22 protein-coding genes and 1 pseudogene are annotated in these 26,551 nt (G+C 59.0%); 13 read left to right on the top strand and 10 right to left on the bottom strand.

Annotated features, from left to right (window positions below; translation table 11 throughout):
- The first annotated feature begins 47 nt into the window (after positions 1-47).
- From ACLH0J_RS15170 to ACLH0J_RS15150, 5 genes are all read left to right on the top strand, one after another.
- Positions 48-1,718 (top strand): TIGR01244 family sulfur transferase, encoded by a 1,671-nt coding sequence (locus tag ACLH0J_RS15170; RefSeq protein ID WP_411392626.1) that lies wholly within the window; start codon positions 48-50, stop codon positions 1,716-1,718.
- A 28-nt stretch (positions 1,719-1,746) separates the two neighbouring features.
- Entirely contained in the window at positions 1,747-2,544 is a 798-nt protein-coding gene (locus tag ACLH0J_RS15165; protein ID WP_411392625.1) for a sulfite exporter TauE/SafE family protein, read from the top strand.
- Between the two features lie 64 nt (positions 2,545-2,608).
- Complete coding sequence (locus ACLH0J_RS15160; RefSeq protein ID WP_411392624.1) at positions 2,609-3,043, top strand: YeeE/YedE family protein; 435 nt, start codon at positions 2,609-2,611, stop codon at positions 3,041-3,043.
- A 2-nt stretch (positions 3,044-3,045) separates the two neighbouring features.
- Positions 3,046-3,465, top strand: coding sequence for a DUF6691 family protein (locus tag ACLH0J_RS15155; protein WP_411392623.1), 420 nt, complete (start codon positions 3,046-3,048; stop codon positions 3,463-3,465).
- 270 nt (positions 3,466-3,735) lie between these two features.
- Positions 3,736-3,969: a hypothetical protein gene (locus ACLH0J_RS15150; protein WP_411392622.1), complete on the top strand. Its 234-nt coding sequence runs from the start codon at positions 3,736-3,738 to the stop codon at positions 3,967-3,969.
- Positions 3,970-4,227: 258 nt separating this feature from the next.
- On the opposite strand, the gene ACLH0J_RS15145 is transcribed toward ACLH0J_RS15150, so the two are convergent.
- Positions 4,228-5,208 (bottom strand): IS5-like element ISPst5 family transposase, encoded by a 981-nt coding sequence (locus tag ACLH0J_RS15145; RefSeq protein WP_014819555.1) that lies wholly within the window; start codon positions 5,206-5,208, stop codon positions 4,228-4,230.
- A gap of 284 nt (positions 5,209-5,492) precedes the next feature.
- Between ACLH0J_RS15145 and ACLH0J_RS15140 the strand changes: the two genes are divergently transcribed.
- A complete protein-coding gene (locus ACLH0J_RS15140) occupies positions 5,493-7,049 on the top strand; it encodes a methyl-accepting chemotaxis protein (protein WP_411392621.1) in 1,557 nt (518 codons plus the stop codon).
- Here ACLH0J_RS15140 and ACLH0J_RS15135 read toward each other — a convergent pair.
- The 4 genes from ACLH0J_RS15135 to ACLH0J_RS15120 all read right to left on the bottom strand — a co-directional run bounded on the left by ACLH0J_RS15135 (position 7,046) and on the right by ACLH0J_RS15120 (position 11,532).
- Positions 7,046-8,419 (bottom strand): MFS transporter, encoded by a 1,374-nt coding sequence (locus tag ACLH0J_RS15135; protein ID WP_411392620.1) that lies wholly within the window; start codon positions 8,417-8,419, stop codon positions 7,046-7,048. The two genes, ACLH0J_RS15140 and ACLH0J_RS15135, sit on opposite strands and share 4 nt — an antisense overlap.
- 83 nt (positions 8,420-8,502) lie before the next feature.
- Positions 8,503-8,835, bottom strand: a complete 333-nt coding sequence (locus ACLH0J_RS15130; RefSeq protein ID WP_411392619.1) for an NIPSNAP family protein — start codon at positions 8,833-8,835, stop codon at positions 8,503-8,505.
- Positions 8,835-10,583 (bottom strand): FAD-dependent oxidoreductase, encoded by a 1,749-nt coding sequence (locus ACLH0J_RS15125; protein ID WP_411392618.1) that lies wholly within the window; start codon positions 10,581-10,583, stop codon positions 8,835-8,837. The genes ACLH0J_RS15130 and ACLH0J_RS15125 overlap by 1 nt, the downstream gene beginning before the upstream one ends.
- Positions 10,584-10,692: 109 nt before the next feature.
- Positions 10,693-11,532 carry an SDR family NAD(P)-dependent oxidoreductase gene (locus tag ACLH0J_RS15120; RefSeq protein WP_411392617.1) on the bottom strand — a complete coding sequence of 280 codons (840 nt, stop codon included), beginning with the start codon at positions 11,530-11,532 and terminating at the stop codon, positions 10,693-10,695.
- 205 nt (positions 11,533-11,737) lie between these two features.
- Between ACLH0J_RS15120 and ACLH0J_RS15115 the strand changes: the two genes are divergently transcribed.
- Entirely contained in the window at positions 11,738-12,625 is an 888-nt protein-coding gene (locus tag ACLH0J_RS15115; protein WP_411392616.1) for a helix-turn-helix domain-containing protein, read from the top strand.
- A 3-nt stretch (positions 12,626-12,628) separates the two neighbouring features.
- Here the strand turns inward: ACLH0J_RS15115 and ACLH0J_RS15110 are convergent, their stop codons facing one another.
- Positions 12,629-13,402, bottom strand: coding sequence for an IclR family transcriptional regulator C-terminal domain-containing protein (locus ACLH0J_RS15110; protein ID WP_411392615.1), 774 nt, complete (start codon positions 13,400-13,402; stop codon positions 12,629-12,631).
- 146 nt (positions 13,403-13,548) lie between these two features.
- Here ACLH0J_RS15110 and ACLH0J_RS15105 point away from each other — a divergent pair, with 146 nt between their 5' ends.
- The 4 genes from ACLH0J_RS15105 to ACLH0J_RS15090 all read left to right on the top strand — a co-directional run bounded on the left by ACLH0J_RS15105 (position 13,549) and on the right by ACLH0J_RS15090 (position 18,237).
- On the top strand, positions 13,549-14,367 hold the full coding sequence (locus ACLH0J_RS15105; protein WP_411392614.1) for a shikimate dehydrogenase family protein: 819 nt from the start codon (positions 13,549-13,551) through the stop codon (positions 14,365-14,367).
- A gap of 33 nt (positions 14,368-14,400) precedes the next feature.
- Positions 14,401-16,179 (top strand): FAD-dependent oxidoreductase, encoded by a 1,779-nt coding sequence (locus tag ACLH0J_RS15100; protein WP_411392613.1) that lies wholly within the window; start codon positions 14,401-14,403, stop codon positions 16,177-16,179.
- Positions 16,148-16,468 (top strand): NIPSNAP family protein, encoded by a 321-nt coding sequence (locus tag ACLH0J_RS15095; protein ID WP_411392612.1) that lies wholly within the window; start codon positions 16,148-16,150, stop codon positions 16,466-16,468. Before ACLH0J_RS15100 ends, ACLH0J_RS15095 begins: the two co-directional genes overlap by 32 nt.
- 68 nt (positions 16,469-16,536) lie before the next feature.
- Complete coding sequence (locus ACLH0J_RS15090) at positions 16,537-18,237, top strand: FAD-dependent oxidoreductase (RefSeq protein ID WP_411392611.1); 1,701 nt, start codon at positions 16,537-16,539, stop codon at positions 18,235-18,237.
- An 861-nt stretch (positions 18,238-19,098) separates the two neighbouring features.
- Here ACLH0J_RS15090 and ACLH0J_RS15085 read toward each other — a convergent pair.
- A complete protein-coding gene (locus ACLH0J_RS15085; RefSeq protein WP_411392610.1) occupies positions 19,099-19,815 on the bottom strand; it encodes a hypothetical protein in 717 nt (238 codons plus the stop codon).
- 143 nt (positions 19,816-19,958) lie between these two features.
- Between ACLH0J_RS15085 and tnpB the strand changes: the two genes are divergently transcribed.
- Together tnpB and ACLH0J_RS15075 are read left to right on the top strand one after the other, a co-directional pair.
- Positions 19,959-20,318: an IS66 family insertion sequence element accessory protein TnpB gene (tnpB, locus tag ACLH0J_RS15080; protein ID WP_346100154.1), complete on the top strand. Its 360-nt coding sequence runs from the start codon at positions 19,959-19,961 to the stop codon at positions 20,316-20,318.
- Between the two features lie 18 nt (positions 20,319-20,336).
- A pseudogene (locus ACLH0J_RS15075) lies at positions 20,337-20,723 on the top strand (transposase domain-containing protein); the annotation flags it as partial.
- Between the two features lie 299 nt (positions 20,724-21,022).
- On the opposite strand, the gene ACLH0J_RS15070 reads toward ACLH0J_RS15075, so the two are convergent.
- From ACLH0J_RS15070 to ACLH0J_RS15060, 3 genes are all read right to left on the bottom strand, one after another.
- Positions 21,023-21,793: a hypothetical protein gene (locus ACLH0J_RS15070; protein WP_411392609.1), complete on the bottom strand. Its 771-nt coding sequence runs from the start codon at positions 21,791-21,793 to the stop codon at positions 21,023-21,025.
- 2 nt (positions 21,794-21,795) lie between these two features.
- Positions 21,796-24,498 carry a glycoside hydrolase family 19 protein gene (locus ACLH0J_RS15065; RefSeq protein ID WP_411392608.1) on the bottom strand — a complete coding sequence of 901 codons (2,703 nt, stop codon included), beginning with the start codon at positions 24,496-24,498 and terminating at the stop codon, positions 21,796-21,798.
- A 130-nt stretch (positions 24,499-24,628) separates the two neighbouring features.
- Positions 24,629-26,551: a type VI secretion system tip protein VgrG gene (locus tag ACLH0J_RS15060; protein ID WP_411392607.1), complete on the bottom strand. Its 1,923-nt coding sequence runs from the start codon at positions 26,549-26,551 to the stop codon at positions 24,629-24,631.

Raw genomic sequence — 26,551 nt, 5'->3', positions numbered from 1 at the left:
CTAACCCAAAAAAACCATAAGAAAAAATGCCCATCACGGAGACATTTATGGATTTGCGCCGCCTTGCCCCTGCTCTATCAGTATCGGAACAGATTTTCCCCAGCCAACTGGCTGAACTCAAAGCCGAAGGCTTTCGCGCCATTGTGTGCAACCGCCCCGACGGCGAAGGCAGTGACCAACCGCTGTTCGCCGAGATAAAACGCGCCGCCGACGCCGTCGGTATCGAAGCGCACTACCTGCCCGCCGAATCGGGCAAGGTCACGGACGAACAGGGGGTTGCCTTCGGCAAGCTCCTGGAAACGCTGCCCAAGCCGGTGTTGGCCTATTGCCGTTCGGGGATGCGCTCGACCACGATGTGGGCGCTGTCGCAAGCCGGTCAACACGACTTGCCGCACATCGTCGAAAGCGCCAAGAAAGCCGGGTTCGACATGAAGGGCGTGATCCGCCGGATCGCGAACCAGGGCCGCACCCCGATCGAAGTGGCCGAAGCGCAACACAGCGTGGTCATCATCGGCGCCGGCGCGGCGGGGATCGCCACCGCCTCCAGCCTGCTGGCCCGCGAACCGGGGCTCGACATTGCGATCATCGACCCGGCTGATGTGCACTACTACCAGCCCGGTTGGACGCTGGTGGGCGGCGGTGTCTTCGATGCGCGCCAAACGGCCCACACGATGGGCACCACCCTGCCCCGTGGCGTGCATTGGATCAAGGCGGCGGTGGCGGCGTTCGAGCCCGAGCGCAATGCGGTCATTCTGGATGGCTGCCGGGTGGTCAAATACGAGCAACTGATCGTCTGCCCCGGCCTGAAGCTCAATTGGCATGCCATCGAGGGGTTGTCGCAGACCCTGGGCCGCAACGGCGTGACCTCCAACTACCTGTATCACCTGGCGCCTTACACCTGGGAACAGGTGCAGCAGTTGCGCGGTGGCCGGGCGATCTTCACGCAGCCGCCCATGCCGATCAAATGTGCCGGCGCGCCGCAAAAAGCCATGTACTTGTCGGCCGACCATTGGAAACGCAGCGGCGTGCTGAATGACGTCGAGATCGAGTTCTACAGCGCCGGTGCGGTGCTGTTCGGGGTGCCCGACTATGTGCCGGCGCTGATGGAATACGTCAAGGCTTACAGGATCGACCTGAATTTCGGCCACACCCTCACCCGCGTCGATGGCCCGGCGCGCACCGCCACGTTCAACAGCGCGAATGCGGACGGCACGAACCACGAGGTGACCTGCGAGTTCGATTTGCTGCACGTGGTGCCGCCGCAGATCGCGCCGGATTTCATCCGGGTCAGCCCGCTGGCCGACGCGGCCGGCTGGATTGATGTCGACCCCGCCACGCTGCGGCATAAAACCTGGGCAAACATTCATGCACTGGGCGACGCGGCCAACTCGAGCAACGCCAAGACCGCCGCCGCCGCTCGCAAGCAGGCGCCGGTGGTGGCCCATAACGTGTTGGCGGCCATGGGCAAGGCGAACGGCTGCGCCCAGTACGACGGCTATGGCTCCTGCCCGCTGACGGTGGAGCGCGGCAAGATCGTCCTGGCGGAATTCACCTATGGCGGCAAGGTCGCCCCCAGCTTCCCGTCCTGGTTGATCGACGGCACCCGCCCTTCCCGACTGGCCTGGTTGCTCAAAGAGCGGATTCTGCCGCCGCTGTATTGGAAGGGCATGCTCAAGGGCCGGGAATGGTTGGCCAAACCCGAGTTGACCGACCAATGAAAACCGCATTGAAGGCAAGGAGACTGGGATGATCATCGTCTTACTGCTGGGGCTGACGGTGGGTGTGATCCTGGCCCTGACCGGCGCCGGCGGCGGCATACTCGCGGTGCCATTGCTGGTGTTCGGGGCGGGGCTGAGCATGGCCGAGGCCGGGCCCATCGGTTTGCTCGCGGTCGGCCTGGCGGCGACCCTGGGCGCGGTGATGGGCCTCAAGAACGGCACCGTGCGCTACAAGGCCGCGCTGTTGATCGCCGCCGCGGGGATCATCTGCTCGCCCCTGGGCCTGTGGCTGGCGCAGCGCACGCCGAATCGTCCGTTGACGATCATGTTTGCCTGCGTGCTGATGTACGTGGCGTTCCGGGTGTTCAAACGCTCGTTGCCGGCGTCCAAGGCGCCGGTCGCGACCAAGCTGCCGCCGTGCGTCCTCGACACCCAGCGCGGAAAGCTCAACTGGACCGCGCCCTGCGCCTGGGCGCTCACCGTGTCTGGCATAGTCGCGGGCGGGCTTTCGGGCCTGCTCGGCGTGGGCGGCGGATTCGTGATGGTGCCGGCGTTGCAGCGCTACACCAACTTGAACGCGCAATCGGTGCTGGCAACGTCCCTGGCGGTGATTGCATTGGTGTCGATGTCCGGCGTGGCCGCCAGTTCGGCGGCCGGGCATTTGCAGTGGGCGGTTGCCCTGCCGTTCTCTGTGGGCGCATTGTTTGGCATGACTGGCGGGCGCCTGATCGCAGCGCGGCTGGCAGGCCCGCACTTGCAACGCGGGTTTGCCGCCGTGTCGATGCTGGTGGCGGTGGCCCTGCTGGTCAAGGCGCTTGGATCATGAGCCCGAACTGCCGACGTCCAGGCGTGCCTGAAGCACGCCTCTCACCCCCCACCGGAGAAGCCCCATGACTGTCGACTGGATCAACTTCACGCCCTGGTCGTCCCTGGCCGGCGGCGCCTTGATTGGCCTGGCCGCCAGTCTGTTCGCCGTCGGCAACGGCCGGATCGCCGGCATCAGCGGCCTGATCGGCAGTCTGCTGCAGCGCGGTGGCGAAGGCGTGAGTGAGAAAGCCCTGTTTCTGCTCGGCCTGCTCGTCGCCCCGCTGCTCTGGGGGCTGTTCGCCGTAATGCCGCTGATCGAGTTCCAGAGCGGCTGGCTCGGGCTGATCCTCGCCGGAGTCCTGGTGGGCGTTGGCACACGCTACGGCTCGGGTTGCACCAGTGGCCATGGAGTGTGCGGCCTGTCGCGCCTGTCGCCACGCTCGATGGTTGCCACGCTGTGCTTCATGCTCAGCGGCTTTCTTACGGTGTTTGTGCTGCGTCATCTACTGGGGGGCTGAACATGCTCAAATTCACCGCGTTCATTGCGGGCCTGTTGTTCGGCCTGGGCCTGCTGCTGGCGGGCATGGCCAACCCGCGAAAAGTGCTGGCATTCCTGGATGTCGCCGGCGCCTGGGACCCGTCCCTGGGGCTGGTCATGGTCGGCGCGATTGCCGTGGCCATTGGCCCGATGACCTGGGCACGCCGGCAGTCCCGTTCGCTCCTGGGCAGCCCCATGCAGTTCCCCGCCAAACGTGAACCGGACCGACGCCTGATCGGCGGCAGCCTGTTGTTTGGCATCGGTTGGGGCATTGCCGGGATTTGTCCTGGCCCGGCCGTGGCCATCCTGCTCACCGGTCACTGGCAAGCCATCCTGTTCATGCTGGCCATGTTGGCTGGCATGTTGTTGTTCACGGCCCTGGAGAATCGACGCAGCCGTTGATCACGCTGGCATCTAAAAGATCAGCAGCGTTTTATTCGATAACGGTTACATGCCGAGTCAACTTGTCGGCTGAATCGAATCACCGGCTTAACGCAGTCAAACACGACACCGATAAAGGAAACTGTATAAACAAGCTGAATATCCATACCCAAAAAAGCCATATAGACGCCGCCGTCGCGTTAGCCATTAGTCGAATACTGCCGCTCGCGAACGGCGCCTTATAGTGCGCGGTATATATCCCCCTGTTTAAATTGAGTCCCGGTACTTTTAATGTCGTCCATACACGCGTCATCGAACACCCTTGCGATAAGTGAAGAGCTGTTGCAATTACTTCAAGCGACGGCCACCGCCCAAACGGCCTGGATGACCACCGTCAATCATTTGGAAGCCGCCTGCGATGAGGTCTGGCTGGCGCGCATGTGGGAAGTCGAGCACCTTGAAAACCAATACAGGGCCTGCCAGGACCAACTGTTTTCTTATCTGAAAAAATCGATCGCGTTCTAAACTCCTCGTGACCGCCCTGCACTCTTTTCGATTACTGCCCACCAGACTCCAGGCTTTTTTTATATTCGACTAAAGCACAAGACAACACGCTTAGTACCGAAAAAGACACTTAGGGATGGTCTGAAGTAGTCAGGTATTTCTGGCTGACTCCAGCCCTTGCCGATTTCAAAACGGTGATTCGGCTAAAAAACGATCAAATCATCCCCTCTTTCCGGATTTATAGCCGGCGCGAGCACCTCGCGCCGGCCATTTCCCGCATTACAGACGCACCTCTCCTGCATTCGTCAGCAAATGTCGGCGCGCCATCCACAGGTTCGACAGCGCGAACAGTGTCACCAACTGCGCGGTGTTCTTCGCCAGGCCACGGAAGCGTGTCTTCACATAACCGAACTGGCGCTTGATCACCCGGAACGGGTGCTCGACCTTGGCGCGCACCTGGGCCTTGGCCTTCTCGATCTTGCGCTTGGCTTTGTACAGCGCGCTGCGCTTACTCAGCTTCTTGTACGTACTGCGGCGGGCCGCGATCTGCCAGATCACCTCCCGGCCTTCATGTTCCGGGCGCTTCTCGACGCCGGTGTAACCCGCGTCGGCACCCACCATGTTTTCCTCACCGTGCAGCAGCTTGTCGACCTGGGTAACGTCTGCAACGTTGGCTGCCGTCCCTACCACGCTGTGCACCAGGCCGGACTCGGCATCGGCGCCGATGTGGGCCTTCATGCCGAAGTAATACTGATTGCCCTTCTTGGTCTGGTGCATTTCCGGGTCACGCTTACCGTCCTTGTTCTTGGTCGAACTCGGCGCATGGATCAGCGTGGCATCGACGATGGTGCCCTGGCGCAGCGACAGGCCCCGATCGCCCAGGTAACCATTGATCACCGCCAGAATCCCGGCCGCCAACTCGTGCTTCTCCAGCAGGCGACGGAAATTGAGGATGGTGGTTTCGTCGGGAATACGCTCTAGGTTCAGCCCGGCAAACTGGCGCAAGATTGTGGTCTCGTACAGCGCCTCCTCCATCGCCGGATCGCTGTAGCCGAACCAGTTCTGCATCAAATGTACGCGCAGCATCGCCATCAGCTGATACGCCGGACGACCACCTTCACCCTTGGGGTAGTGCGGCTCGATCAGGGCAATCAAACCCTTCCACGGCACCACCTGATCCATCTCGATCAGGAACAACTCTTTGCGGGTCTGCTTGCGCTTGCCGGCGTACTCGGCGTCGGCGAAGGTCATTTGCTTCATCGGGAAACTCGGGCAACGGGATCGGCGTATTTCACCAGATTCGGGAAGTCTTTTTCAGACCATCCTTAGCCTAAACACCTCTATCTGCATAAACACCTGACAGATAGCGGGCTGTAACCTTTCAGCTATCGCATCGAACAATGCCCCTCGTACTACTAATTTTTTTATCCAAGGCCCGAATGGCCATCTGAAACACCCTGACCTCCCCGTTAGCACTAAAGCATTGGGTTTGAGGGTCGACACTCAGGGAATCAAGGATCAACTAACCATTTTCTGGAGGCCATATGTCCGGCTGGATCAGTAATATCCGCGTCAGCGCTAAATTGAGTTGGGGATTCGGCCTGGTGCTGGGGCTTACGTTATTACTGGCCGCAACAGGCTGGTATGCCGTGGTGACATTGACCGATCGCGGACTGAAGGTTGAGGAGATTGCTCAGATCAGCGATTACACCAAAGACCTGCGGATCATTCGTTTACGCATCGGCACGAGCACCCAAGCGGATGCCTTTCAACCGCTGCAGCAAACCCTGGATCATCTTGCGGCCCACCTGGACCGTATCAGGGCCCAATTCATCGACCCACACGATGACGACCTGATTCGCCAACAGCAAGATGCCGCCAAGGAGTACGGGAAACTGCTGAAGGACCTGGCCACGCCCAACGTTGACCAAGCGCCCCTGTTCAAACGGATGGCACAGTTGGGCGACCTGTTGCTCGACACCACGCAAAAACTCATTGACTCGCAAAACACCAAGCGCGATGCCGATGCCGCGTCCGCCAAAACCCTGCTCAGCCTGGTCGCGACCCTGGCCCTGTTGCTCGGCGCACTGGCCGCATGGGTCATCACACGACAAATCGTCAACCCCCTGCAGCACACGCTCCAGGCGGTGAACCGCATCGCCAGGGGCGATTTGACCGAGAAGGTGGCAGTGACCCGGCGTGACGAACTGGGCCAACTGCAATCCGGGCTTCAGCAGATGATGCTCAACCTGCATGAACTGATCGATGGCATTCGATCCGGCGTCATCCAGGTGGCCAGCGCCGCCGAACAACTGTCGGCGGTGACTGAGCAAACGAACTCTGGCATCAGCAACCAGAAGGCCGAAACGGATCATGTCGCCACCGCCATGAACGAGATGACGGCCACCGTACAGAACGTCGCACGCAACGCCGAAGAAGCCTCCGTCGCGGCGTCCATCGCCGATCAGCAGGCCAGCGAGGGCGAGCAGATCGTGGCTGAAACCATCGCACAGATCCAGCGCCTGGCGACGGAACTCAACCAGTCAGCCGACGCGGTCCGTCACCTGCAGGAACAAAGCGATAAAATCGGCGGCGTGCTGGATGTGATCAAGGCCGTTGCCCAGCAGACCAACCTGCTGGCGCTGAACGCCGCGATCGAAGCCGCGCGCGCCGGAGAAGCCGGGCGTGGTTTTGCGGTGGTGGCCGACGAGGTGCGCAACCTTGCCCTGCGCACCCAGCGCTCCACCGAAGAAATTGAAAGCCTGGTCGCCGGGGTCCAGAGCGGCACCCAAGCCGTGGCCTCCGGCATGGAAAGCAGCCTGCTGTTGAGCGAAAGCAGCGTGGAATGCACCCATCGCGCGGTCAGCGCGCTGGAGAACATCACCAGCAAGGTCTCGATCATCCAGAGCATGAACCAGCAGATCGCAACGGCGGCGGAACAGCAAAGCGCCGTCACCGAAGAGATCAATCGCGCCGTGATCAGCGTTCGCGACATCTCCGACCAGACGGCCAACACCTGCGAAGAAACCGCCGCGTCGAGTAACGAACTGGCGCGGCTGGGGCATGAGTTGGAACGCCTGGTGGAGCGTTTCAAGGTCTAGGCGTTCGTCCGGCCCGGTGGCGCGGACGCGACCTGGCGATCGCTCGACACCGTGCCGGCGCTGCGCCCCAGCCCATAGATCGCCAGGGCCGCCAGAGCGGACGGCACCACCAGCGCCGCGAACACTTGCGCGAAGGTCCAGCCCCAACTGAGCATCTGCGCGCCGGCAAAGGCGCTGAGGATCGCGCCGAAGCGACCGATGCCGCTCATCCAACTGGCGCCCGTGGCGCGCGCCTGGGTGGGGTAGAACGTGGCGGCCAGCGCGTTCATGCCAACGCTGGCGCCATTGAGGCCGAACCCGACCAGCCAGGCGATCAGGCACAACAACACGAAGTGCCCGGTGGCCTGGCCGATCGCATAGATCACCCCACCGCTCAACACGAACACCGCCATCAACACCCGGTATTTATTCCAGCGATCCATGACCCAGCCGACACACAACGCGCCGGCGGGCCCGCCGATCTGGAACATCGCGGTCACAATGGCCGCGTCCGCGACGCTATAACCGCCGCCGTCTTTCACCAGAGTCGGTAACCAGCCGCTGAACAGGTAGACCAGAAACAACGCCAGCACATAACCGCTCCACAACATCAACGTGCCGAAGCGATAGGACGGCGACAACACGATCTGTATCGCCGAAGACCGCATCAGCGGATGAGCCGGCAGGCAGAAGGTCGATGTCGCGTCACTGACGCCCGGCGCGAGCTTTTCCACAATGGCGCGGATACGTGCGTTCGGCGCGCGCTTGGCGACCAGGAAGGTCACCGACTCGGGCAGTTTGAAATACAGCAGCGGCGCCACCAGCAGGGGCAGAACGCCGCCGAGGATCAGCATGCTTTTCCAGCCGAAGGCCGGGATCATCCAGGCCGACAGAAACCCGCCGCCGGCAGCGCCCAGGGAGAACCCGCAAAACGCCACCGTGATCAGGAACGAACGGCTGCGCTGCGGCGCGTACTCCGACACCAAGGTACTGGCATTCGGCATGGCCGCGCCGAGCCCCAGCCCGGTGAGGAAGCGCAGGATCACCATGGTGCTGATGTCCGGGGAAAACGCCGTCGCCAGCGTCCACAGGCCAAACATGGACACACTGCTCACCAGCACGATCTTGCGCCCGTAACGGTCGGCCAGCGGCCCGGCGACCAGTGCGCCGACCGCCAGGCCGATCAGCGCCGCACTCAATACCGGGCCCAACTGCTGATGGCTCAAGCCCCAGTCCATTTTCAGTTGTGGGGCGATAAAGCCCATGATTGCCACATCGAAGCCATCCAGGCCGATGATCAGGAAACCGAGGAATACCACCCACTTCTGAAAGGCGCCGATGGGGCGACTGTTGATCAGCGCGTGGATGTCGATGGGTTGGGTTGTCAGCATGAAAATCACCTCTGTGTTGTGGGGGCGCGCAACCACGGCGCCCGCTTTTTTATTGGGGTGAAACGAGGACGTTAATCGGCGGTTCAGGCACCGCCGAGGCTGTGGAACCGCACCGGACGGATAATCCGGGTTTCCTGGGCAATGATCAGATGCGCCGACGCCTGCAGGTAGGCCGGGAAGCGCGGGTCGCTGTCTCGTGCCTGGCTGCGTCGCTCGAAGTCATCGAGGCTGTCGTAGCCCCAGAGGTGCACGACTTGGTTCAACGGGCCGATGCTGCTGGTAAAGAACCCCAGCGGCGCGCCCAGATGCTCGAGCAAAACCGGCATGGCCAGGCGATCGAAGACCTCGATGAACTCGGGCATGCCCCGTGGGCGGATGGTGTAGATGCGGTGGTCGATGACCGGCTTGTGATGCATCAGGCCACCTCCTGCCGAGGGTTGCCCGGTGTTGTTGCGGCGGCCACCCGCGCCAGGTGCAGGCCGGTGAGATAGCCGAAGGTCATGATCGGCCCGAGGGTGATGCCGGCGGCGGGATAGTTGCCGCCCATGATGCTCGCGCGGTCGTTGCCCACCGCGTAAAGCCCGTTGATCGCCTGGCCCTGATGATCGAGCACTTCCCCGCACACGCTGGTTTGGATGCCGTCAAAGGTGCCCAGATCGCCCATGATCACTTTGAGGGCGTAGTAAGGCCCGTCGCCAATCGGCGCCACGCACGGGTTGGGCAGGTGCTGCGGGTCGGCGAGGTAACGGTTGAAGGTGGTGGTGCCACGGCCGAACTGCCGGTCCACGCCCTGCCCCGCCGTGCGATTGTAATCCCGCACGGTCTGTTCCAGCCCGGCTGCGTCGAGCCCGGCGCTCTGCGCCAATTGCGCCAGGGTGCGGCCGCTGTGCAGGTAGCCGTTGCGCAGCAAGGGCGCGAGGGGCATCGGCGCCGGCTTGGCGTAACCCAGGCCATACTTGGCCATGGTCCGGCGGTCGCAGATCAGCCACATGGCGGTTTCGGTTTGATTGGCACAGGCCTCGATCATCGCCGCGCCGACGTCGTGGTAGGAGTTGGACTCGTTGGTGAAGCGTTGGCCATTGCGCGTCACACCGATCACGCCGGGCTTGTAACGATCGAGCAGATGGGGGAAGGCCGTGAAGGTGCCGTTACCCATCGGCACTTTCGAGACCGGCATCCAGGCCGCAGGCGCCTTGAGCCGTATGTCGACGCGGCCGCCCAAGGCCTCGGCCATGCGCGCGCCGTCCCCGGTGTTGGTCTGCGGCACCGGTGAGAAATGCTCGCCCCCACGACGCACATGGGGATAGGCCTGCGTCAACCGTTGCAGGTCATGGGAAAACCCACCGCTGGCCAGTACCACGCCCTGGCGGGCTTCAAAGCGTACTTCACCGCCTTCGGTCTGAGCGATCACTCCGGTGACCCGGTCCGCGTCTTTCAACAATTGCCGCGCGCTGGTTTGCGTGAGAATCGGAATCCCCAGGTCCAGCGCCGACTTCGCCAACCGCGCAGCCAAGGCATTGCCGCTGGTGACCTGGATGCCGCGCCGGTACAGCAGCAACTCCTTGGCGTGGGTCATCAGGCGCTTGGCGACATAGAGGAATGAAGTCAGGGACTTGGTGGCATTGAAGAAATGCTTGAGGTCGGCATTCGACGAATTGAACATCATCCCAATGAACGTGATGGTTTTGAGCGGCGGGCGCAGACGTGCCATGTCGGCCCCCAACCGGCGGATGTCGAACGGCGCGGCGAGGATCGAACGGCCGATGTCGACGCCACCGGCCACGTCCGGGTGATAGTCCGGGTAGAGGGTCGGGATGAACTGGACCTCGGTCTCTCGCTGGAAAAAGTCGATCATCTGCGGCGCGTTATCGAGAAACGCCTCGACCGCCTCGGCATCGTAGAAATCGCCCGTTTCGTTTTTCATGTAGGTCAGCGCGGCCTCCCGGCTGTCCGCGATGCCCTTGGCCTTGGACAGCGCGTTGCCGGGAATCCACAGCACACCTCCCGAGAACGCGGTGGTGCCGCCGAAGTACGCATCCTTTTCAATCACAATGACTTCCAGCCCCTGCTTACGCGCGGTGATGGCGGTCGCCAGGCCACCGGCGCCGGCGCCGATCACCAGCACGTCGCAGCGACGGATCGCCGCGGTCGTTGTCGTCGTCATAGTCAGTCTCTCTCGGTAAAAGCCAGCCGAACGCTCGCCGTCATCGACAGCACGACAGACGCAGGTTCGCTGGGGGATTCGGAGTCGGCCGTCATCGACCGAACGCAGGTCAGGCCTGGCGGCTGGCCATGGGGGATTCAAAGCCGGGGCGTGGAATCAACGCCATCAGCATGCTTTCCAGGCCACCGTCGACGGTCAACTCGGCCGCGTTGACATAACCGGCCCGCGGGCTCGCGAGGAAGAGGACGGCATCGGCAATGTCCTGGGGCTCGCCGATGCGCTGGTTGGCGGTCATCGCCTTGCGCTGCTGCTCGACCTTGGGGTCGGCATAGAACGCCGCCGACAGCGGCGTGCGGATCAGGCCCGGGCAGATGACATTGCTGCGAATGCCCCGTGGCCCCCACTCTGCCGCGATCTGCCGCGAGAGCATGGCGACCCCGGCCTTGGCGGCACTGTAGGCGCCGCTGAAGGTTTGCGGGCAATGCGCGGCGATCGACGCGATGTGCACGATGCTGCCGCTTTGCCGGGCCAGCATCAGCCGCCCGAAGGCCTGGGCACACAACAGATAGCCGGTCAGGTTGACCGACAGCACCTGGTTCCAGTGGTCCAGGCTCAGCGTTTCCAGCGCCCCGGCCTGCAACACGCTGGCGTTGTTGATCAGTACATCGCAGCGCCCGTGGAGCGCCTGCACCTGTTCGGCGGCGTGTTGCACGCTGACGGGGTCGGCAATATCGCAGTGCAGCACCGAGACATCCGCTTCACTGTGTTGCGCCAATTCGGCGGCCAGCTCGCGGCATTTTTGTTCATCGCGATCAAGCAGCACCACATGGGCGTTCTGGCGCACCAGCGCGCCAGCAATCGCGCTACCGATGCCGCCGGCCGCGCCCGTGAGGACACAGACCTTGGAGTCCAGATTCAGCCAGCTTTTCTGCAGGTCGTTATTATTCATTGTTATCTCCAACACGCATTTCAAGACAATTCACCCACTGCACGGGATGCAGCCAGCGATGCTCAGGATAGAAGCGTGGGACGGCTCGCAAGAATGGACAAAACCTTCAACCGTCGAGACTTTTACGACAAATCGGCGGCGAATTGCCCAACGCGCGGATTCTTCGCTAAGGTAGGAAACACGTGCCCGTAGACCCATAAAAATAATGAACAAGATTCCCAGCTATGCCCTGTATGGCGAGGCGGCGGCGCCGATCTGGCACGACTCCCTGCATGTCGAGTCGATCTCCCTGCGCTCCGGCGCCTATAACTGGGAGATCGCCGCCCATCGACACGAGGGGTTGTTGCAGATGCTGTACCTGCAAAGCGGCGAAGGCGAGGTGCTGCTGGACAACCAGCGGATCGAGGTCAAGGCGCCGTGCCTGCTGTTCATCCCTGAGCAGATCGTCCATGGCTTCGCCTGGCACGGGCGGGTCGACGGGCATGTGATCACCGCCGTGCAGCATCCGCTGGAAAGCATCGTCCAGGTGCTCTCTCCAGGCCTGTTGGCGCAAATCCAGAAACCCTGGGTGGTCGCCCTGCCGCAGTGGGCGCCGGCCGACAATCCGCTGGAGCCGCTGTATCGGGCCTTGTACGAGGAGTACCACGGTCGCGGCCGGGAGCACGTCGCGTGCAGCATGTCATTGTTGCTCGCGCTGGTGATCCAGATGCTGCGCCTGAGCGAGCCCACCCACGAGCCGCATGCGCAGCGTCACGATCGACGCAGCCAGCAGATGATCGCCTTCCGCGAACGGGTCAACCGGCATTTTCGCGAACACCTTTCGCTGCATGACTACGCCAATTTCCTCGGGATCACCGTGGTCACCCTGAGCCGGCTGTGCCATGAACAACTGGGCATGACCCCCATGACCCTGATCAATGCCCGGCTGATCCTCGAAGCCAAGCGCGAGCTGGCCCATTCAACCCAAAGCGTCAAGCAGATTGCCCACGGCATGGGCTTTGCCGATGTCGGTTACTTCAGCCGCTTTTTTCGCAAACACGCCCAGTGCAGCCCCAGCGAGTTTCGCCTCCAGGCCCAGGCCACACGTCATTGAGGCTCAGAGCGTCATGATCGGGCGCAGCAACGCCTGCCCTTCGTACAACGCCGACAGATAACGCTCGCGCATGTCCTCGACGCTCATGCGCGAGGCGTGGGTGGTCAGGGTCAAGGTCGCCTGCAAGCGCCCTTCCCGATCAATCAGCGGCACGCTCAATACACGCATGCCCACTTCATATTCCTGGTCCACCAGGACATACCCACGCTCGCCCGCCAAGGCAATCTCGGCGCGGATGCGCGCTTCGTCCGTCACGGTGTAAGGGGTGATCGCACGGAGTTCGTTACGGCTGAAATACGCGGTGAGCGCCTCTTCGCTCACACTCGCCAGCCAGAGCCGGCCACTGCCGGTGCAATACATCGGCACCCGGGAGCCGGGGCGGATCGACATCGAGGTGATATGGCTGTAGCGGCTGCGCACGATATGCACGATGTCATCACCATCGCGCACGCCCACCGACACATGCTCCTGGGTGGTCCGCGCCACCTGTTCCACAATCGGTCGCAGCATGCGCGGCAGCACCGCCGAATCGACGTAGGCCTGGCCGATCCGCAAGGTCTTGGCGGTCAGCCAGTAGTGGCGCCCGTCGGTCTGCGCGAAATCGTCATGCACCAAGGTCAGCAGAAAACGCCGGGCGGCGCTTTGGGTCATGTCGGCCATGCGCGCCACTTGCGGCACGCTCAGGCGCGGATGCTCCTGGGAAAACAACTGCAATAACGCCAGGCCTTTTTGCAGGCCGACGATCAAATCCCGCGAATGAATGGTGGGTTGCTTCATCGACTCAGGCTCTCAATCAGGCAAATGCTGCGATTATCGCACTGCTACTGCGATTATCAACGTATTCGCCCGCGCACTTGATTGTTCGCTGGGGGCCCCGCTTGCAGTATCGGCCCCACAACACAGCCAATAAGCGGGTACACAGCATGATTCAGGGTTCGACTGAACTGGTCGCCATTGTCGGCTCACCGATTGCCCAGGTGAAATCGCCGGAAAACTTCAACCGCTGGTTCGCCAGCCACCAGCACAACGTCGCAATGCTCGCCATCGACCTTGCGCCGTCGGCCCTGCAGAACTTCGTTCAGACCCTGCGCGGCTGGCAAAACCTGCGCGGTTGCGTGGTGACGGTGCCTTACAAACAACTCTTGGCCAATCGCCTGGACAGCGTCAGCGAGCGCTCGGCGGCCCTGCGCTCGGTCAATGTGATCCGCCGCGAGGCCGACGGTCGGCTGGTGGGCGATATCGTCGACGGCGAAGGCTTTCTCAACGCCGCGCGCAAGCACGGCTTCAATCCCGAAGGCAAACAGGCCCTGGTGATCGGCACGGGCGGTGTCGGCAGCGCGATTGCCTATTCGTTGTGCGAGGGTGGGGTCAGCCACCTGGTGATCAGCGACCTGAACCACGAGCGTGTCGAGGTGCTGAGCGAGTTGTTGTGCAGCGTGTTCCCGGAGATCGTGATCAGCGCCAACCCGACCTCGCTCGCGCCCTTTGACCTGGTGGTGAACGCCTCACCGGTCGGCATGAACGCCACGGACGATGACGGCCAGATGCCGCTCCCGCTGCCGCTGATGGAAACCCTGAGCGCTACCACGCTGGTCGCCGACGTCGTCACCTCGCCGGCGGTGACACCCTTTCTCGCCTGCGCCCAGCGCCTGGGCTGTGGGATTCAGACCGGCCCGGAAATGGCTCTGGCGCAGTTGGGCAACCTCGGTCACTTCATGGGCGTGACGCCGCTGGAAATCTGAATGTCCGCGCGCATCTTCAACAGGCGATAAACAATGAACACGACCCCTTCCGTGCACCGCGCCCCGGCCGAGCTGACCTATGACGTGATTGTCCTGGGCAGCGGCGCGGCCGGTTTTGCCGCCGCCGTGACGGCCAGCGCTCGCGGCCTCAAGGTCCTGCTGGTGGAAAAGACCGAAGTCTTTGGCGGCACGTCGGCGATTTCCGGTGGCGCGGTCTGGCTGCACGATACCGACCAGGCCCGGGCCGCCGGGCATCACCTGAGCGCCGAACAGATGCGCCGTTACCTCAAGGCAGTCATCGGCGCGGGCTACAACCCGACATTGATCGACGCATTCATCGAACAGGGACGTGAAGCGCTGCGCTATCTGCAAGCCAACAGCGAGCTGAGTTACAGCCTGCGACCGCTGTCGCCGGACTATTACCCGGACCTGCCCGGCGGTACGCAAACCGGCCGCGCGCTGGAAATCGACGAATACGACGGACGCCGCCTCGGTGAGCATTTCAAGGACCTGAAACGGCCACCGGACGGCATGCTGCTGTTCGGCGGCATGATGGTCAATCGTGTCGATATCCAGCACTTCCTCAGTTTCAAGCGCTCGCCGAAATCCCTCTGGCACTGCGTCAAACTCTTGGGGCGGTATGCCGTCGACCGACTCAGGCACCCACGCGGGACCCGCCTGACCGTAGGCAATGCCTTGATCGCACGCCTGGCGACCACCGCCCTGGCCAACGGCGTCGACCTGTGGCTGCAAGCCACGCCCGAGGCGTTGATCGTGGAACAGGGTTCGGTCAAGGGCGTACGGATTTCCCGCGGCGGTGTCACCCATTCGGTCCGTGCACGGGGCGGTGTGGTGCTGGCCATGGGCGGTTTCGCGGCGGGTGCGCAAGCGGCCGAACAGCGGCCATCGACGGCGTCGGAGCACTGGAGCATGTCGCCTGCCGCCAACGTCGGTGACGGGCAACGCCTGGCCGCCTCGGTGCATGCGGCCATTGGCGACAACCTGGCAGCGAACTTTTTCTGGGCGCCTGTCTCGGTGCTGCGCAAGGCCGATGGCAGCGTGGAACGCTTTCCGCACTTGGTGACCGACCGCGCCAAACCTGGCGTGATCGCGGTCAATCGCGCCGGGCAGCGGTTCGTCAATGAATCCGACTCCTACCATTGCTTCGTCGAGGCCATGTTCGCCAATGGCGGCGCCAATGCGCCCTGCTGGCTGATCTGCGACAGCGAAGCGCTGAACCGTTACGGCATGGGACTGGCGCGGCCGCGGCCGGTCGACAACAGCGCGCTGATCAAGGCCGGCTATCTGTTTCGTGCCGACAGCCTCACCGAACTGGCGCAGGTCACCGGCATCGACGCGGCCACCCTGGCGCAGACCGTCGTGCACTACAACGCCGATGCCGAACAGGGTGTCGACCGCCAATTCGGCAAGGGCAGCAGCGCCTACAACCGCTACATGGGCGACCCGCTGCATCAGCCCAACCCGTGCCTGAAACCGCTGCACAAGGCGCCTTTCTATGCCGTGCGGGTATTCACCGGCGACCTGGGTTCGGCCCGTGGGCTGGTGACCAACGCCCAGGCCAACGTACTCGATCGCCACCACGCGCCGATCCCCGGGCTCTATGCGGCCGGCAACGAAATGAATTCGATCATGGACGGCACCTACCCCGGCCCCGGTATCACCCTCGGTCCTGGCATCACCTTCGGCTACCTCGCTGCCAGCGACATTGCCCGGCGGCTCGACCGCCAAACGGCACAACCTGCCCCCACTGGAGAACACCATGTACTACGAACTGCGCACCTACACGATTAAACCGACCAAGCTCGGCGACTGGCTGGCCCTGTACAAAAGCGCCGCCTTGGCCGTGCAACAAGAACACCTGGGCAACCTGATCGGCTTCTTCACCACCGAAATCGGTGAGGTCAATCAAGTGGTGCACATCTGGGGCTACGCCAGCCTCGACGAGCGCATCACCCGCCGCAACGCGATGGCGGCCGATCCGCGCTGGCAGGACTTCGCCCAGCAGAACAAGGCACTGGACGCCGTGGTGAGCCTGGAATCACGCCTGCTGCGTCCGACCGACTTTTCGCCACTCCAATAACCCCGTCGCACGGTTGCGCCGTTTCTGCTCAAGAGCGGCCAACCTCACGCCTTCTCACGGTAGTCCCTATGTGCCTCAGCGATTCCCTGCTTTGTGATGTGTTGGTCGTCGGCTCCGGCGCTTCCGGTCTGGCCGCGGCGGTGACCGCGGCGCAACTGGGCCTGGAGGTGATCGTGGTGGAAAAAGAACCCCTGCTCGGCGGCACCAGTGCCTGGTCGGGGGGTTGGCTGTGGATTCCGCGCAATCCACTGGCCATCGCCGACGACATCGTGGAAGACCTCGAACAAGCGCGGGTTTACCTGCGTCATGAACTGCACACCGACGTGCTCAGTCCCCACGTGGAAACCTTTCTCGAACAAGGCCCGAAGATGGTCGAGTTCTTTCAAGGCCACACCGAGGTGCAGTTTTTCTCCGGCAGCAAAATGCCCGACTTTCACGCCAGCGAAGGCTACGCCAAAGGGGGCCGTTCGGTGTGTGCGCAACCTTTCGACGGTCGTCGCCTCGGCCCCTGGATCAACAAGTTGCGGCGCCCGCTCGACCTCATCAGCCCGGCCGGAATGGGCATCGCCGGCGGTGCCGATCTCAATCACTTTCTCAATGCGCGCCAGTCGCCGTCGTCACTGCTCTACGCCGGCAAGCGCCTGTTGCGACACGCCCGTGACGTGCTGCGTCATGGGCGCGGCATGCACCTGGTGAACGGCAACGCACTGGTGGCCCGCCTGCTCAAAAGCGCGCTGGACCGCAACGTGCGCCTGCTGACCGAAACGCCCGTGCGCGAACTGCTGCGCGACGGGGCGCGGGTGGTCGGCGCGCGCGTCGAATCTGCCGGTCGCCTGACCGAGATCCACGCCCGGCGCGGCGTGGTCCTCGCGTGTGGCGGCTTCCCCCACGATCAACAGCGCATCGCCCGCCTGTTCACCCATGCCCCCAACGGCACCGAACACCTGAGCGCAGCGCCCAAAGGCAATACCGGCGATGGCCTGCGCCTGGGCGAACGCGTCGGCGCGTGCGTAGCATCCGACCTGCCCCACCCCGCCGCATGGGCACCGGTGTCCCGGGTCCCACGCGAAGACGGCGGCTTCAGCGGCTTCCCGCACCTGATGGAACGCGCCAAACCCGGCTTCATCGCCGTGCGCCAGGATGGCCGCCGCTTCGTCAACGAAGCCGACTCCTACCACGACTACATGTGCGCCCTGTTCAACGCCACCGGCCCAGGAGAAACCCCAACCTCCTGGCTGATCTGCGATCACCGCGCCCAACGTCGCTATGGCTTGGGCTGGTCCAAACCGTTCCCGTTCCCGACCGCGCACTACATACGCTCAGGCTACCTGCTCAAAGCCCCGACACTGACCGACCTGGCACACCAATGCGGCATCGACGCGCAACAACTGAACGCCACGGTCAACGCCTTCAACCTCGGCGCAGAACGCGGCCACGACCCACTCTTCCAGCGCGGAGAATCGCTATACAACAAAGCACAAGGCGAAGCCCTGCACGGACCCAACCCATCCCTCGGCAGCCTGCGCGACGCGCCGTTCTACGCAATAAAACTAGTCCCCGGCAGCCTCGGCACCTTCGCCGGCCTCAAGACCGACGCCAGCGCCCGCGCATTGGACGAACAGGGCGTGGCGATTCCGGGGTTATTTGTCGTGGGTAATGACATGAATAGCATCATGAATGGGTATTACCCGAGTGGGGGGATCACACTGGGGCCTGGGATGACGTTTGGGTATGTTGCGGCGAGGGTTCTTGCGGGGGGGGATAGTTGATGGGGGGGAACACCTCACCCACTTGACTTAAAAATACCTTGTTCACGAAAGGCAGAATCATAACGACTGCATAATCCTTCAACAACCAATCACTCATCCCGCACTCTTCGATTCTTGTCAATTACCCGAAGTATTTTTTTAAATTAGATATATTAACCTCACAAAAGGCATTACATTGAAAGACAAACACATAACTGCCACCCAGTCTCTTAGAGAGGGTGCTATAGGCAATCCCGGGGCCTGCCTCACCGTCCTGCCGCCCATAGACAATATTTTTCACATTCAAAACCTTCCGCCATTATTTTAGATTTGGCACTTTTGGCCGCATCTAAATAACCAACTACTTACTCAACACAGGGCAATCGAATCAAATTATTATAATAGCCTCCTCCACCACCAACGACATTAGCTACCAAATCAACACTTAACCCAGATATAGACACATCAATATCGCACCGTTCACCTGCGGATAATACCGCATTCGAAACTATCAAAAGACAAACCCCACAAAAGCAAGAAGCAACCGTTAATGTACACAATCATTAATTACCCTCCAGACCGATACATTTAAATAGCGCACCCAATAACCGCCCTTATCTTTTGAGCAAAAAATCAAAATCAAACATTCAACATCAAATCCCCTTATGCCGCCGTAGCAATAGCCTGCCCAGCCGTTGGAGACCGCAGTTGGGGCGCCGCCGGATAGTCGGTCCAGTACAACATGCAAACGAACAAAGGGCCACGTAACTTTTACATTAGATAATTTCCAACTTTTACCCTCACCCTAAGTATTGTATGTATAGCCCCCACTGCATGTATAAAAACAAGCCAGCCAAGTATCCGTCGTCGAGACGTAGAAATCTATTTAGCCTTGCTTTTTTCAAATACAGACAAATACCTCAAAGCAGCTTCATATGATAAATACTTCTGAGCTTCTAAATTAAAAACAAGAGCATCTGTAACACACCCGTCTTTCATAACCCACTCATCTGGCGTGGATTTTTCAAGGGCTTCTGAGATTTTCATGAGAGCATCACCACCGAGCCCTGCCACACAGCTTCCATATATTCGGCCAAACAGCATTTCGGCATTTTCATTATTCTCAATCAATGACTCATAAGTTAATGAACTCAACAGAATTTCGGTTTTTTGATAAAACGCGTCGCTCAGGGAAATTTTATCCGCAGCGGCCACAACCTCTTCCTTCAGCAGAATAAATTTCTTGCCCTTAAATACCCAGACGAGATTTCTATCATAGCAAATACTACTTGAGGGACCGCAAAAGCGATATCGTATTGAAATATTGTAATCGGCAACTGATACCCCTTGAAAAATATCTAGCCCGCCCTCATTGGAAATTTTTTTAGGGATTAGTTTTTCATTATGTAGAATCTCGTCACCCTTTGAAACAACTCTTAACGTGTAGAACGGGCCACCATTATCAAGCAATTTAATTTCATCTAATTCCCCATCCCGCGTGACATCTTGATACATCACTAAAAAATCAGATGCAACGGCTCGGCCAACAGTTGCGACAAGAAAAAATAGCAAAACTGCTTTACCAAAATATCTTTTCATCTTCCTAAATCTTCCTGAATCGCAAGTTTCTATTTCTATAGCATATATTCTTTTAAAAGTAACCGCTCCATGAACTCCACATTCCAAGCCGCAATTTGATGTTCGATGCTGTGCTCCCGATCTCTTTCTGGAGCCAGCCCCTCATGATGCGACCCGACGCCAAAGTCGAAAAAGTCTATCTCTACCCCAAGCCCGTGGACTTTCGAAAATCCATTGACGGCTTGGCCGCTCTGGTTGAGTTGGATATTAAAGTCGCGGTGTTCGATCCCGTGCTTTTCGTTTTCCTGAATCGCCCACGTAATCGCGTGAAAATCCTCTACTGGGAGCGCAACGGCTTTTGCCTTTGGCTCAAACGCCTCGAATCCGAACGGTTCAAAACATCGCCCGATGAAAGTGACGAAGCCATTGTGTTGAGCGTTCAGGAGCTGAACTGGCTGCTCGACGGCTTTGACCTCTGGCGCAATCGTCCGCATCAGGTTTTAACGCCTCGCTTCGTGGCCTGAGCCGGTATAATCCGGGCCATGATTTCCCGGCCCGATGACCTCCCAGATGATCCTGTTTTGCTCAAGAAGTTGCTGCTTGAGGCGCTGGCTCGTCAGGCAAAAACAGCCGAAGTGTTGCAAGCGCATGAAGGCCATATCGTCGACCTGAAAGAGCAGATCAAGCTGCTGCGCGACCGTTTGTTCGGGCGCAAATCCGAACAAACCGCCGAACCCAACACCCCGCAACTGGCCCTGTTCAACGAGCCGGAAAGCGACCCGATGTTGGCGGTCCAGGACGCGGAAGAAGAAGTGGTGGCGCCCACTGCGCGCCGTGGCAAGCGCAAGCCGTTGTCGGCAGACCTGCCGCGTATCGAGGTCATTCATGAGCTGCCCGAGCACGAACTGACCTGCGCCTGCGGTTGCCGCACGCCTCATCGGTCGAAGACTACGAAGCCTTACTGCTGTGGAACTGCTCGCCAGAGATGCCACGGTAAGCCGTTGCCCCGTCTTGCGGTAGGTGGGGTTCATGGATCGCATACGTGCGTTCTGCCCCCCCCCCCAATTAATCACTTTGCGTACACCTTCATTCATTTGTTTCACATGCATAAGTATGCATTGCACAAAGGAGTGGTAAAAAAAATAGCACTCGTAAAAAGCTTAAAAAGACATTCATTCGGTGCACTTTCCAGGCTGAACTCAGGTCAATCATGAAAACCTTCTCATCATCAACAACCATCCGCATTCTCGCATTGAATCCAACCACGAACCTCTTTTCCTTTTGAGGTTTTATATATGACTGACAACCAGCCCGCTTCAACTTCACTTTGTGAAACCACATCCCCTGCCAAGAGATACATACGAGTAACATCGGCTAAAACTGGTGAGTTATGTATCGCAGTTTTTTTGTTTATCACTAGGTTGACCGGAGCGCCTGCACGCCATTTTTTATAGGCTTCAGATTTTAGTGATCTTAAAATTGATATTTTATTTTTATACGGAAATATATATAGAAATTCCTTGTAGTCCTCATCAAAAATATCTCCACCCTTGCCAAAATAAGTCGATAGCTGCTCATTTCGCGTAAAGTCATCGCCATCTTTTTTGTAAACATTAATAGTATAATACCTACCGGAGTAGTTGACGCCCGTATCAGATCTTATTTCAACGCTATGAATGACAAAAATCCCCTCCACTGTCCCATTATCAGTTCTATAAAGAAATGCATCCTCAATTTTCCCCGTGTCGGCCAAATAGGGCAGTTGACCAATTAATGTCTTGGTACCATCGGAACATCTGAAAAAAATCACATCAATTCCAATTTCGTGAGAATGACTTGTATTGCTCGATTCTTTTTCTATAGAGACAAAGTCAAATACTATTGCCGCCCCATCAAGGGGGATAGCTTTAAATGCCGCGACCTGGGGGGTATCACAAGCAAAAACATTGCAGGTGATAAAAATTGAAATCGTCAAAAAAACAATCTTTAGAGTTCTCATATCTACTCCGAACAGCCACCCAATTCAGATTTAAAAATAGACGAGACATCCTTAGTAAATGCTGCTCGCTCTTCAAGCGCCTTCAAGCCTGTATTAATTTTTGCAGTAACTGCACTTACTTTTGCATCCATTGACATCTTATCGCTATCAGCTATATATCCAATGGAGTTGATTCTCCAATACCACAAACCAGTTTCAATCATCACTCCGATATCGCTCTCAACCAACATTGGATTTGCGTCAATATCGACTCCAATGTCAAGAGCGCAAGCCCGATAGTTTGAGTAGTGAGTCAAATGAAGCAAGCCGCGTCCTCTGTAATCATTGTTCGGATGTAGAGAGTTTCCGAAACTATGCTTCCCATAACCCACATCGTTAGCAATCAAATTTCTATCGATGTATAAGATTTTTTCTGCCCGCGTAAGATTCATACCTAGCCGGGCAAACCCGTTATCAATTGCGGAAGGCGCCATTCGGTATAAACTTTCGGCTGTGTAACTTCTCCGGCTATAGATCAGGCTTTCTCTGAAAGCAGTGAATCTCTGCGTTTCATGCTTCCCCTGACCAAGCAAATGAACTATCTGTGAACATGTATCTACACCATACTTAGGAAAAAGCTCATTAGCCCTTAAAACAAATTCGCTAAGAAATGTATCGGCAATGCCACTGATCGCGACTTTCTTCATCACCTCTACTGTTAGTGCGATATTTTTACCGCATGCTTTGCAGATTAACGATCTGGGTATAGTCGACATTGCGCAAATAAAAATAACAGGGTTAAAACTCCAGATTATCTCCGATCCAACGTCAATACTTTTCCACCAAGCAAGATGTTCAATCCGTTTTTTCTCAGATAACCAAATCGCATTTGGCTGCTCTGGCGTATGCCCCATCAACTCATCCAGTGCATTCCATTTTTCTGCGCTATAGAACCATTCACTTTCACACTTAATCACTAGCTGCGAAATAGGCTGCGAAAACCAAGGTTTGGCCAAAGCCCCCCGAATCTCCGCCAGCGTCAGTTTTTCATTCTTATCGGTATCAACGATGCTATACAACCGCTCCTTCAGCGGCCCGCTGGTAGAAGCGTTAGCCTTGGGCAGAAATGTCTCTTTTTCAGAGTCTTCAAGTTGATTGAGGTCGTGAAGATAAGCGGCCAGGTTCTCTTCGTTACTCACACGTTCTTCAATAAAGTCGAAACCTTCCCATTCAAAAGGCGAATGGCGCGATAACACTGTATCCGGCTCTGCAAACCAACCGTCAATCCCATTTCCGTCCGAGTCCCCTAACAGACCATCCAGACGCCACCAATATGTATAGGTAGTAACCCCGGCCATCACCACTGGCACCTTGATTTTCTTCTCAGCCGGCAATGCTTCCAAAACGCCCACTGGAATCATGAAGTCATACCCAACTTTTTTGGATGGGTCGCTCACCTTCGGAGGATTTTCGGCACACATGCCTTGCACATGGGTGATCAAAGGAGTGTCTTTAGGGATTTTTACCAGTGTCTTTTCGCTTACCGGCAGTCTGGTCGCGCTGGATTTGCTCAGTTGCGCAAATGCTTTCACGTCCTCACAACTGAACACCTCCAAATGCAGCAAGTTTTTAGGCGTGGAATCATCGAGATTCTGATACTTCCCCACGTGACCAATCACGCTACCCGCTTTGATGGGATAAGGCCGATCCAATAAATGAACGGTATCTTTCGCCGCCGGCTCATTCTTCGCATCCAACAACCCTTCCCAGATATAGCCCAGGATGCCGTCGGAGGGGGTCAGTTCCGGAACGGGGTTGCCACTGACGATTTCCAGCAGCTTCTGATATTTACCCCGTGGTCCGTCATTGCCAATTTTTACTTCGGTTCCAATCGGCAAGATGGCGGTGGTGACACTCGTTTGGTTTGCGGCTGCATGCACCGCCAAGCCTGTGCGAGGCGGGTTCATTTCGTCTTTGGCTTCGCTGCCAATGATGTAGGTGTCAGGTGTTGCACTGGCCGTCATTTCCCTTTTGAAGATCCAACCGGTTCCGGCAGGGACATTAGGGTCCGCAGGGCTAATGCTGACGACCTTGAGCCATCCATTTTCCTCTTCCCCCGTCTCCACGACGGTACCTCGTGGCAGCACGCTCAAGATTGTGGCGTAGCCTGGTTTTCCTCTCCGGTCTTGCCGGACCCTCAGGCCGAGTATTTTGTCATCGGCAGTGGCTTTGACCTGCCATGAACCCCCACTCCAAAAGGGCGGCCGGGCGAGTACCGGATTCGCGCGATACCCCTCCCAATCGAGCAAATGCATGTACAGGCTAAAAAACGTCAGGCCAGGCCCAGGTGCCGCAGCAGTAGGTTGCGCACCTGGCGCCGGGGCGGGAGGCGATGGCGCTTCAAGACGCTGTTTGATCAATACAAACCCGGTCGAGTAGACCGCTTGCGTCGAACCGTAGTCCGATTTTGGATAGACCTCGTCAATCCGATACGCCACTACTTCACCATCGGCGATGCATCGGACTTCCGTCAAATCCGCCACCAGCCCCGTGGCTTCATCGAAGTGAACGCCGCCGTGCCAGAGCCCATTAGCCCCCAGTGGGTAGTACCCATTCTTGGCTTTTGCCAATGCCGCGTAGTATTGCTGCGGGTCCGTCACCTCTGCGCCATCGACTTTCAACGGATATGCCCACTTTTCTACCTTGCTTGTTGTTGTCTCAGTCATTGCCCATTACCTGAAGTCTGATCCTTGGTGGCAGTGCGTGCCGTTGGTGTGTGTCAACCAGAAAAGTGGGTCTTGCGTTTAGGCTTACTTTTCGTTTTCTCACCCCCCTCATTCCCCAACGCCCACTCCATCAAACTTCCCGCCTGATCCCTATCCCCGTCCCATTCCCCACTGAACCGCCCGCATTCACTTTCACCTCCGGCCCCATTACTGCGATCCCACCCACATCCACCTTGATAAAACTCCCTCCGGCTTTCACCGTGAGTTCCATCCCGGCGTCGATGACGATCTTCTCGCCGGCCTTCAGGTGAATTTCGTTTCCCGCGCTCACCAACTGCGCCGTGCCCACCTTGATGTGTTGGTTTTTTGCGATGGTCAGGTGGTCGTCCATGCGCACTTCCACCTTGCGGTCGGCGTGGGTGATGCGGTGTTCTTCGGCCTTGAGTTCGGTGTAGGTGTTCTGCTCGACCGTGTCGTGGCGCTCGTTGCCGACGCGGATTTTCTGGTCGTGTTCGATGTTTTCATCCCAGTCGCGCTGGGCGTGCAGGAAGATTTGTTCCGCGCCTTTTTTGTCTTCGATGCGCAGTTCGTTGAAGCCACTACCGCCGGGCGAACTCAGGGTTTTGAACACGGTGCGGGTTTTGTTCGCTGGCAGTGGGTAAGGAACTGGGTGTTCTTTGTGGTACAGGCAGCCGCTGATCAGCGGTTGGTCGGGGTCGCCTTCGAGGAAGGCCACCAGCACTTCCATGCCGACGCGGGGGATGGCGATGCCGCCATAGCGGTCGCCGGCCCAACTGCTGGAAACACGCAGCCAGCAACTACTTTTGTCGTCGCCCCGTCCTTCGCGGTCCCAGTGAAATTGCACTTTGACGCGGCCGTACTCGTCGCAGTGGATTTCTTCGCCTTTAGGGCCGGTGACCACTGCGCTTTGGCTGCCGAGGATGCGCGGTTTGGGATGTTTCAACGGCGGGCGGTAGAACACGTCCCACGGGGTGGCAAGAAAACGGTTGCGGTAGCCCTGGTGGAAATCGTCCTGGGTGGTGTCGCTGGTGATGGATTCTTCGAGGACTTGGGGCTGTTTGCCTTCGTGGCTGACTTGGGTCAGCAGCCACCGGTCGTTCCAGGCTTTGCGCGGGTGATCGGAGAGTTCGAGGAAGTGGCCACTGGTCAACGTGGTCTGGTCGCCCCAGCCCTCTGCCTGCTGATAGTCGGCACGGTGGCGCTCGACGGCGCGTTGGCTGAGGACGTTGCCACGGTCGCGTGTAAGAAAGCGGCCGGGGTAGTCGTAGTCTTCAAGGTCCGGGCCGGGGTCATCGCCGTGGGGTTTGTAGTCGGCTTCGAGTTGCAGTTTGGGCTTTTCAAAGTCGTAGTCGCGACGGGTCACGCGACCGGTGCGCGCGGCCAGGCGGACGCTGAAGCCTTTGATCACCGGCTCGTCGGCCACCAGGCCGCTGCCTTGGACGTAGGCGGTGGGTTGGCCGAGCCTGGGGAAGACGGTCTGGTCGTCGCCGAACACCAAAACATGGCCGCGGGTGCTGTGCTGGAAGTGGTAGTGCACGCCTTCTTCTTCACACAGGCGCTGGATGAAATGCAGGTCGGTTTCATCGTATTGCACGCAGTAATCGCGATCCGGGCATGGCTGGCTGAGGTGGAAGCGGTAGGCGTTGCTGTGGATGCCATGTTCTTCGAGGATCAGGGCGATGATCTGCGGTGCCGACATCTGCTGATAAATACGTTGGTTGGTGCGGTGATGCAGGTAGTACAGGTGCGGCACCAAGGACACGCGGTAGCGGTTTAGACGCTTGCCGGCGTCGCCTTGGGCGACACGGTAGACCTGGCCGTGTATGCCGTGGCCTTGTGGGTCGAAGGACAGGAACGCCTGTTTATGCAGGAGTTTTTCCAGGTCGATGTCAGGTTTTTCGCTGACCAGTTCGAGGTCGAAGCGATAGGGTTGGCTGATGCCTTCGGTACCGGTGAAGGACAGCACTTGCAGGTCGCCGGTGAAGTCTTCGATGGTGAGGCTGAAGTGGGTTTCGTTGGATGGGTTGAACAT

Source organism: Pseudomonas sp. MPB23, from assembly GCF_046605395.1.
Lineage (GTDB): Bacteria > Pseudomonadota > Gammaproteobacteria > Pseudomonadales > Pseudomonadaceae > Aquipseudomonas.
This window is presented reverse-complemented; position numbering and strand designations above follow the sequence as displayed.